Raw genomic sequence first — 4947 nt, 5'->3', positions numbered from 1 at the left:
GGCGGTCGCCCGCGGTGACGCCGGGGGCGGCCTCGTCGGTCTCCTCGCGCAGCCGGCTCGCGCCGAGCGAGAGCACCAGGACGATCGGGCCTAGCATCAGCACCCGGACGAGCTTCACCAGGGTTCCGACCTGGACGCTGAGCGCCGCGACCGGCGCGGTGGCGGCGAGCACCTGCGGCACGGCGTAGACGGTAAGGCCGGCGAGCACGCCGTACTGCATCGGCGACAGGCCGAGCAGCGGCACCAGCAGCGGCAGGCCGAGCACCACCAGCACGCCTAGCACCGCAGTGAAGGCAATGGAGGCGGCGACGTCCTCGCCGTCTGCGCCGATCACCGGTGCCGTGGCGGCGATCGCCGAGTTGCCGCAGATCGAGTTCCCGCAGGCCACGAGGATCGCCATGCGCGGATGCAGCCCGAGCGCTCGGCCGATGCCGTAACTCGACAGGATCGCGACCACGACGACGCCCGCGATGCCGAAAAGCAGACCCGGACCGGCGGCGAGGATCGTCGTGAGGCTGAGCGAGGCCCCGAGTAGAACGACCGCGATCTCCAGTACGGTCTTGGCCCCGAAGGCGATGCCGGGAAAGAAACGTTGCGACGGGGTCCAGGCGGTGCGGATCGCGCTCCCGAGCAGGATCGCCAGCACCAGGGCTTCGAGCCAGGCGCGACCGAACAGATGCGCCTCGACGGCCTCGAAGCCGACCGCTGCGGCGGTGACCGCCATACAGAGACCCAGTCCCGGAAGGATGGCTCTCGTGCCGGCCAAGGCACGCATTGACCGAGCGTGGGAGAAAAGTCTGGGCGCGGACATGGGTGGCTCCGATGTGATGCCGGAGAATCCCATGTTCTTTTCATTCACTCCAACGGAATGATTAGATGCTTCCCATCACTGAAATAGATGAAATAAGTGCCCCTTCGCAGATCACGGAGACCCATTGTGAGAGGCCGACAGGCGGATTCACCCGTCGATCCAGTGGGCCTTGATCGTCGTGTCCGCGGCAAGCTCATAGATCCTGACGGAGCCCGTCGCGAGTTCGAGGTGCTCGACCTCCGCCGGGCTGAGGTCTTCGAGCGCCATCACAAGCGCCCGCAGGCAATTGCCGTAGGCGACGACGAGCACGTCTCCGCCCATGACCGCCGGCTGGATGGTTCGGAGGTAGCATGGCACGATACGGGAGACGGTATCGCGCAGGCTCTCACCGTTCGGCGGCGCCTCTGCGTAGGAGCGGCGCCAGGTCTCGATCCGCTCCGCCCCCCAGCGCGCATCGGCGGCGATCTTGTCGAGCCCGCTGAGGTCCCCGTAGTCTCGCTCGTCGAGCGCGGCGAAGCTTTGGGGGACCAATCCGGGTTGCCCGAGCGCATCGAGGATAAGCCGGCCGCTCACGACGGCCCGCGTTAGCGTCGAGGTGAAGGCAGCGGAAAAGCGCCAGTTGCACTCTGCCAAACGCCGGCCGGCTGCCTCGGCTTCCCTCCGGCCCTGCTCGGTCAAGGGCGAGTCCAGCAATCCCGTGAACAGGCCGGATCGGTTGGCTACGCTCTGGCCATGCCGGACCAGCACGAGATGTCGCGTGACCGGGGCTTTGCAATCGTGAATCACCCTGTCTCCCGAGGCAGAGCACTTTCGTGCTGGTCGCATCGCCTCTGATGATGTCGGCATCCGACTTTAACGAACTTCGACCCTGCGATGGGTTGGACCGTCCATCCGGAGACGGCGGGTCATCCTAGGTCCGCTTATGAACGTCTTGCGACTGAAAGCAGCCAAGCTGCTTCCCACCCAACCCGGTCGTTGACCTCTGCCTCAACAGGCCGGGAGCGGACCTTCCGAGGGTCGGCAAGGGGCCGGGCGTGGGCCCAGGGAACGGGCTCCATCCGTCAGATTTCATCCACTAGAGATACCTGAGCCAGGCGATCTCGCGTCGGGATGCCTTGAAGCGCGAGAACCAAGCCGTCGGCCAGTAGAGGGGCACGACCAGGCCGACGTACCAGGCCAGCACCCAGCCATAGCTCGCAACGCCGAACACCGTGCCCTGCGTCGGGCCCCAGATGGCGACGGCGCCGTGATACATGAGCCGCAGAATCGTGAGGTGGAGCAGGTAGAAGAACAACGGCGCTCCGCCGAACACCGCCAGGGCCGAGACGACCGGGGCGTCGCGCATCCGTTCAAGGGCAACCAGGAGCAGCGCCCCGATCCCGAGCGTCAGCAGCAGGAACAACAACGAGGGGGGATACTTCGTCAGCGAGACGAAGCTCAACGTGGTTCGAAGCGCGTCGCCCTCGACGACGAACCAGGGCTTGTCGCCGTAGCCGTTCGCCAGACGCAGGACCATGAAAGCGACGAGCATCCCGCAGCTAAGGGCCAGAAACCGGCGCTCGCGGGTTTGCGCCACTACGGTGGGCAGGAACCACGGGCCGATTGCGTAGCCGAGCACGATCACGCCGATCCACGGGAGCACCGGATAGGTCGTCTTGGCGACCAGCCCGAACGGCAACGCGATGACGTCGCGCTGGTGCAGCATCGCCCAGACCGCGAAGAACGGTTGGTCAGGCTGGAGGTGGATCGGGTCGAGGAGGTTGTGGCCGCAGACGACCAGCAGCCCCACCGTGAACAGGATCGGACGTGGCAAGCCGACCAGCACCGCGAGGACGATCATGCAGACGCCGATGCACCAGATGACCTGCAGCCAGAGCGTCGGGCTGGCCACGCCCCAGTACAGTTCCGACAGGTAGAGGACCTCAAGCGCCATCAGCACGAGCCCACGCTTCAGCAGGTAGGCCCGCGTCTCCGCCAGCGTGTGCCGGGTGCCGAACAGGTACGCAGCCACGCCGGTCAACGCGATGAAGATGGGTGCGCACAGGCTGACGAGGAGGCGGGCCAGGGCCACGGCCGGCAGGGCGGTTCGGGCGTCGACCGGGTCGGCCACGGGTACGTGCAGGAACCAGGTCTCGCGCAGGTGATCGAGAAGCATCAGCACCATCACCAGCCCGCGTAGGGCATCGATGGAGGCGATGCGGCCGGACAGGAGCGATAGACTGGTCGATGCCTCCGGCGGCTCCGGACGCTCGCCCATCAGAACCGTGCCGTCATGCTGACGGTGACCCGCCGCGGCTCACCGACGCCGACCCAGAAGGTGTTGTAGGAGCGCTCGTAGTAGGTCTCGTCGAAAATGTTGTCGACGTTGAGCCCGAAGCGCAGGTTCTCGTAGCGGTAGTAGGCCAGCGCGTCCGTCAGGACGTACCCCGGCAAGCGGAAGCTCTCGACGCCGCTGTCGCCGAGCCGGGAGCCGACCGCTCGGAACCCACCGCCGATCCCAAAACCCTTCCAGTCGCCGGCCTGAACCTCGTAGATCCCGAGCAGCGAGCCGCTATGACGTGGAATGTTGAGGAGCGGTGATCCGACCCTCAGCACCTCGTCGCGGGTGACCGCCGCGTCGATGAAGGCGTATCCGCCAATCACCCGGAACTCGGGCGTGACCTGCCCAACCAGGCTGACGTCGAAGCCCTGGCTGCGCACCGCCCCGGCGGCGATCTGGAAGAAGAAGTCTGCCGGGTCGGTGGTGAGTACGTTCTCCTTCTCGATGTGGAAGGCGGCGGCCGTCACGCTGAGGCCGTCGAACAGGTCGAGCTTGGCTCCGACCTCGTAGGCGAAGCCCGTCTCCGGAGCGAAGGGCCGGGAGGCGCTGTCGAAGCCGGTGTTGGGGCGGAACGAGGCGGCGACGTTGCCGTAGAGCGCCAGGAACGACAGCGGCTGGTAGACGAGCCCGGCACGCGGCGAGAACCCGGTGCGGTCCTGCTCGGTCCGCTCGTTCGCGACCTTGTCGCGGAAGGTCTGGTTGTAGAAGTCGGTGCGGTTGCCCAGCAGCAGCTTCCATTCCGGGCTGAGGGCGATCTGGTCCTGAAGGTAGACCGCTGTGTTGCCGACGTTCTCGCTGGCGCTGTAGCGGCGCGTGAACGGAGGCTTGGCCTGCCCGTAGACGGGGTTGAACAGGTCGATGGCGAAGGGGTCGAGGCGCGGGGTCGAGCGCAGGAGGTTCTCGGTGCTGTTGTAGCGCTCGTGCTCCAGGCCGAGCAGCAAGGTGTGGGCGATGGGCCCGGTCTCGAAGCGCCCGACGAGTTCGGCCTGGCCGATGGCAACGCCCCAAGTGAAGTCGTGCCGGCGGAACTCGCGCAGGAGCGTGCGCCCGTCGTCGAGGATCCCGGTCGCGCCGGTCTGCAGGCCGGTGAGGCTACCGGTGTTGAGGTGCGTGGCGACCCGCAAATGCCAGTCGGTGTTGAAGGCGTGCTCCAACCGCACCTGCAGCAGCGCGCTCTCAGACACGGAATCGTCGCCCGGCTCGCCGAAGAAGCGCGAGCGCGGGACGAGACCGAGGCGATTGTTCACCGCGACGGTGCCTCGGTCGAAGGTCTGGCGGTTGCGCAGGTACTGCACCTCGAAGGTGATCTTGGTGTCGGGCGTGACCTGCCAGCTCACCACGGGCGCCAAGAGCACCCGGTCGCCGTCGACGAAATCGCGAAAGCTGTCCTGGCGGGCGACCGCGCCGTTGAAGCGATAGAGCACGCTGCCGTCCTCGCTCAGCGCACCGCCCGCATCGACCGTGGTGCGGGCGGTGCCGAAGCTGCCGAACAGCGTGCCCATCTCGACGAAGGGTCGCGCTACGGGCTGCTTGGTCAGGATGTTGACCGTGCCCCCCGGATCGCTGCGGCCGTAGAGGGCTCCGGCCGGGCCCTTCAGGACCTCAATAGACTGGACGTTCTGGGTGTCGGGGGCGCCGTTGTAGCCGCGGGCGATGTTGAAGCCATTGAAGAAGATGTCCTGGGTCGCAAATCCCCGAACGGAGTAGAGGGCGAGGTTCTGAGCGCCAAAATCGTTCTGCTTTCCGACCCCGGGCACGTAGTCGAGCGCGCGCTCGACGCGGGTCGCGGCTGTGTCAATCAGGACTTCCCGGGGGA

The 4947-nt window shown here is 66.8% G+C and carries 4 protein-coding genes; all 4 read right to left on the bottom strand.

The genetic code is table 11. The features are described from left to right. Window positions 1-811, bottom strand: an 811-nt coding sequence (locus FV220_RS24085; RefSeq protein ID WP_210245972.1) for a putative sulfate exporter family transporter, incomplete at its 3' end; no start/stop codon positions are given. Window positions 812-958: 147 nt separating this feature from the next. After that, window positions 959-1597, bottom strand: coding sequence for a 2,3-bisphosphoglycerate-dependent phosphoglycerate mutase (locus FV220_RS24080; RefSeq protein WP_056278302.1), 639 nt, complete (start codon window positions 1595-1597; stop codon window positions 959-961). A 289-nt stretch (window positions 1598-1886) separates the two neighbouring features. After that, complete coding sequence (locus tag FV220_RS24075; RefSeq protein WP_147833482.1) at window positions 1887-3068, bottom strand: heparan-alpha-glucosaminide N-acetyltransferase domain-containing protein; 1182 nt, start codon at window positions 3066-3068, stop codon at window positions 1887-1889. Continuing rightward, window positions 3068-4947, bottom strand: a 1880-nt coding sequence (locus FV220_RS24070; protein WP_147833481.1) for a TonB-dependent siderophore receptor, incomplete at its 5' end; no start/stop codon positions are given. The genes FV220_RS24070 and FV220_RS24075, both read right to left, overlap by 1 nt.

It is taken from the genome of Methylobacterium sp. WL19, from assembly GCF_008040005.1.
Taxonomy (GTDB): domain Bacteria; phylum Pseudomonadota; class Alphaproteobacteria; order Rhizobiales; family Beijerinckiaceae; genus Methylobacterium; species Methylobacterium bullatum.
This window is presented reverse-complemented; position numbering and strand designations above follow the sequence as displayed.